The organism is Microbacterium umsixpiens (assembly GCF_053543675.1).
Window position 1 is genome coordinate 19923 of record NZ_JBLVOH010000147.1, and the last position, 4257, is coordinate 24179.

General features: G+C 68.6%; 6 protein-coding genes. 1 reads left to right on the plus strand and 5 read right to left on the minus strand.

Going from position 1 to position 4257, the window contains the following annotated elements; translation table 11 throughout:
- Positions 1-22: 22 nt before the first annotated feature.
- Entirely contained in the window at positions 23-385 is a 363-nt protein-coding gene (erpA, locus tag ACNPM4_RS14520; RefSeq protein WP_029261583.1) for an iron-sulfur cluster insertion protein ErpA, read from the minus strand.
- Positions 386-455: 70 nt separating this feature from the next.
- Positions 456-1859, minus strand: a complete 1404-nt coding sequence (locus ACNPM4_RS14525; RefSeq protein WP_448986112.1) for a dipeptidase — start codon at positions 1857-1859, stop codon at positions 456-458.
- 45 nt (positions 1860-1904) lie between these two features.
- Between ACNPM4_RS14525 and ACNPM4_RS14530 the strand changes: the two genes are divergently transcribed.
- Positions 1905-2477 carry a DUF3043 domain-containing protein gene (locus ACNPM4_RS14530; protein WP_029261581.1) on the plus strand — a complete coding sequence of 191 codons (573 nt, stop codon included), beginning with the start codon at positions 1905-1907 and terminating at the stop codon, positions 2475-2477.
- Here the strand turns inward: ACNPM4_RS14530 and ACNPM4_RS14535 are convergent.
- The 3 genes from ACNPM4_RS14535 to ACNPM4_RS14545 all read right to left on the minus strand — a co-directional run.
- On the minus strand, positions 2452-3489 hold the full coding sequence (locus tag ACNPM4_RS14535; protein ID WP_400858323.1) for a quinone-dependent dihydroorotate dehydrogenase: 1038 nt from the start codon (positions 3487-3489) through the stop codon (positions 2452-2454). The two genes, ACNPM4_RS14530 and ACNPM4_RS14535, sit on opposite strands and share 26 nt — an antisense overlap.
- Positions 3490-3499: 10 nt before the next feature.
- Complete coding sequence (gene nrdR, locus ACNPM4_RS14540) at positions 3500-3970, minus strand: transcriptional regulator NrdR (RefSeq protein WP_105710179.1); 471 nt, start codon at positions 3968-3970, stop codon at positions 3500-3502.
- A gap of 10 nt (positions 3971-3980) precedes the next feature.
- The coding region (locus ACNPM4_RS14545; protein ID WP_448986113.1) for a histidinol dehydrogenase at positions 3981-4257 on the minus strand (277 nt) is incomplete at its 5' end.

Here is a 4257-nt window from a genome sequence, read left to right on the forward strand (position 1 = left end):
CGCCCGTTCGGCAGACGGACGATCAGTGGAAGCTGTCACCGCAGGCGCAGCTGCCCGCTGCGTTGGGGTTGTCGATCGTGAACCCCTGCTCCGAGATCGTGTCTTTGAAGTCGATCGCCGCACCGTCGAGGTACGGGACGCTCATGTTGTCGATGATCACCTCGACGCCGTCGAAGTCGACGGTCTCGTCGCCTTCGAGGTAGCGCTCGTCGAAGTACAGCTGGTAGATCAGGCCCGAGCATCCGCCGGGCTGCACGGCGACGCGAAGACGGAGATCGTCGCGGCCTTCCTGCTCGAGGAGGTTCTTCACCTTGACGGCGGCAGCGTCGGTCAGGGTGACGCCGTGTGCGCGGGTGGTCTCTGGGGAGAGTGTGGTGTCGCTCATGTCGCTCCTTGTGACGGGCCGCAGGTGCACGGCTTCTCGGACGATTCTACCGCCGCAGATCCTGTGAGGCTCAGAGTTCTGCAGCATTCATGCGGGTGAGCAGCAGCGCCTCGGTCGCGACCGCATGGCGGAAGGTGTCGAGGTGCAGCGACTCGTTGGGGCTGTGCGCCCGCGAATGCGGGTCCTCGACACCGGTGACGAGGATCTGCGCGGCCGGGAACTCCCGCACCAGGTCGGCGATGAACGGGATCGAACCGCCGACGCCCAGGTCCACCGGCGGAACCCCGTAGCCGTCGTGCATCGCGTCGCGCGTGAGCTGCACCGCCCAGCCGCTGGTGTCGACGAGGAAGCCATCCCCCAGGTCGACATCCGAGAAGGTGAGCTCCGCGCCGAACGGAGCGTGAGCCCGCAGGTGGCTCTCGAGGGCGTCATACGCGGCCTGCCCCGTCTGCCCGGGCGCGACACGAGCGCTGATCACGACCGTGACCTCGGGAAGCAGGGTGTTGGATGCCGCCGCCACGCTCGTCGCGTCGATGCCGATCACCGTCACCGCGGGCTTGTTCCAGATCCGGCTGAGGATCGTGCCGTCACCGATCGGAGTGGTGCCGGGCAGGAGCCCTGCCTCGTCACGGAGTGTCGCCTCGGTGTAATCGGGAGTGGGCGCATCGCGCTCAGTCATCCCCGCCACCGCCACCGAGCCGTCGGAGTTCCACAGCGTGGAGAGCAGCTTCACGGTCGACATCATCGCGTCGGGCACCGCGCCCCCGAACATCCCCGAGTGGGACGCGTGATCGAGGGTGCGCACGCGCATCGTGAAGCGCGCGTTCCCGCGAAGCGAGACGGTGAGGCCCGGGGTGACCGAATCCCAGTTACCGGAGTCGGCGACGACGATGGCGTCCGCGCGGAGCGCCTCCTTGTTGTCGGAGAGGAACTGAGCGAAGGAACGAGACCCGTACTCCTCCTCCCCCTCGATGAACATCGCGATACCGAGGTCGAGGTCGTCCCCCAGCACCTCGTGTACGGCTCGGATCGACGCGATGTGCGCCATGATCCCCGCCTTGTCGTCTGCGGCGCCGCGTCCGTACAGACGCCCGTCACGCACCGTCGGCTCGAACGGCGGGGTCTCCCAGAGGGCGTCATCGCCGGGAGGCTGCACGTCGTGGTGCGCGTAGAGCAGGATCGTCGGCTTGCCGTTGCGGGCCGCGCGCGTGGCGAGGACTGCCGGCTGTCCCTGCTCATCGGTGCCCGGGATCGCGGCACGGAGCACACGCACCTCGTCGAAGACACCGGTGTCCGAGGCCAGCGCAGCCACGGCTTCCGCGCTGCGCTCCAGCTGGGTCTGATCGAACGCGGGCCAGGCCATTCCCGGGATGCGCACGAGGTGGCCGAGGTCCGACAACGCGGAGGGGATACCGGTCGCCACAGCCTCGAGGACGGCGGCATCGGGCTCACGGGGAGGAACAAGAGAGGTCATGCGAGTAATCTTAAGGTGATCCCCCGCAGCGAACCGAGGAACTCCGTGGCCACTACCCCTGTCTCCCCTTCGACGAACGACGACGCCCCCGAGACGCCCGCCGTCGGAAAGGGGCGCGCGACGCCGACCCGTGCGGAGCAGGAGGCTGCCCGCCGCCGCCCCCTGGTCGCCAACACCAAAGAGGCCAAAGCCGCCGCCAAGGCCGAGCTCAACGAGCGCCGAGCCAAGGCACAGGCCGGCATGGCCGCCGGCGAGGAGAAGTACCTCCCCGTCCGCGACAAGGGGCCTCAGCGCCGCTGGGTGCGCGACTACGTCGATGCGGGCTGGCACCCGGCCGAGTTCGTGATGGGCGTCATGGTGCTGGTCATCCTCGCCTCGCTGCTGCCCACGAACATGATGATCTCGTTCTACGCGTACCTGGTGATGATGGGGTACCTGGTGATCGCGATCGGCGGCATGGTCCTGCTGGCCATGCGGGTCAAGCGCAAGGCTGCGGCGAAGTTCGGCAAGGAGCGTCTCGAGCGCGGTCTCGGCTGGTACGCGGCGATGCGGGCCCTGCAGATGCGATTCATGCGCTTGCCGAAGCCGCAGGTCAAGCGCGGGCAGTACCCCGACTGATCAGTCCCCTGTTGATCTCGCGGCCCCAGAACGGACCGCGGTACAGGAACGCCGTGTAACCCTGCACGAGAGTGGCGCCGGCTTCCAGACGCTCCTGCACGTCTGCAGCGGTCTCGACACCGCCGACCGCGATCACGCAGAAGTCGGCGGGAACCGCGCCTCGCACGACGCGCAGCACCTCGAGCGAGCGCTGCTTCAACGGCGCCCCCGACAGACCACCGGCGCCGGCGGCCTCGACCTTCGCCGCATCCGAGAGCAGGCCGTCTCGGCTGATGGTCGTGTTGTTCGCGATGATGCCGGCGAGTCCTTCGGCCACTGCCAGCTGCGCGATCGCTGCGATCTCCTCGTCCGGAAGGTCCGGGGCGATCTTCACGAGCAGCGGCGTGGCACCGGAGGCCTGCTTGACCGCCCGCAAGAGCGGGGCGAGGGTCTCCACCGCCTGCAGCCCGCGCAGCCCCGGCGTGTTCGGAGACGACACGTTCACGGCGAGGTAGTCGGCGAGCGGGGCGAGACGAGTCGCGGAAGCCACGTAGTCGGCCGTCGCGTTCTCCACGTCCACCACCCGACTCTTGCCGATGTTGACGCCGACCACCGTGTCGGGCGCTCCACGGCGCAGACGGGCCAGACGGCGCGCTGCCGCGTCCGCGCCCGCGTTGTTGAAGCCCATCCGGTTGATGACGGCGCGATCGGCGATGAGACGGAACAGACGCGGCTTGGGGTTGCCCTCCTGCGGGATCGCGGTGAGCGTGCCGACCTCCACGTGCCCGAAGCCGAGAGCTGCCAGGCCCCGCACCCCGACCGCGTTTTTATCGAACCCGGCCGCGATGCCGAACGGCGAGGGGAAGGTGAGACCGAGAGCCTCGACACGCAGCGATGGGTCCGGGCGCGTCATGGCACGCGTCACCCAGGAGAGGGGGCGCACGCCGAGAACACGGATCACCGCCATGCCGGCGTGGTGGGCGAACTCGGGGTCGAAGCGCGAGAGGACAGCGCGGAAGAGCAGCGGATACATCCCTGCCAGATTACCGCTCCGCGGACTCCTGCTTCGTGTGGTCGGCCCGCAGATCGGTGATCGCTGCCTCGAAGTCCTCGAGCGAGTCGAACGCCTGGTAGACGCTGGCGAAGCGGAGGAACGCGACCTCGTCGAGCTCACGCAACGGGCCCAGGATGGCGAGACCGATCTCGTTCGCGTCGAGCTGCGAGACACCGGTCTGGCGAACGGCCTCCTCCACACGCTGCGCGAGGATCGCGAGGTCGGCCTCGGTCACCGGCCGCCCCTGGCAGGCTTTGCGCACGCCGGAGATGACCTTCTCGCGGCTGAACGGCTCCATGACGCCGGAGCGCTTGATGACGTTGAGGCTCGCCGTCTCGGTGGTGGTGAACCGGCCCCCGCATTCCGGGCACTGGCGGCGGCGTCTGATCGACAACCCGTCGTCGCTGGTGCGCGAGTCGATGACACGGGAGTCGGGATGACGACAGAAGGGGCAGTGCATCTGACCGATCCTACGCCGTGAAACGCGCCTCGATCGCCTCGCCGTGTGCAGGGAGCACCTCGGTTTCGGCGAGGGCCACGACACCGGCGCGAACGACTGACAGCGCCGCGCGATCATACGAGATGACCTGCTGCGGGCGCAGGAACGTGTAGGACCCGAGACCGGGCGCATACCGCGCCTGACCGCCGGTCGGAAGCACGTGGTTGCTTCCCGCCATGTAGTCACCGAGGCTGACGGGAGTCTGGTCGCCGACGAAGACGGCACCGGCGCTGGTGAACGCCGCCCCC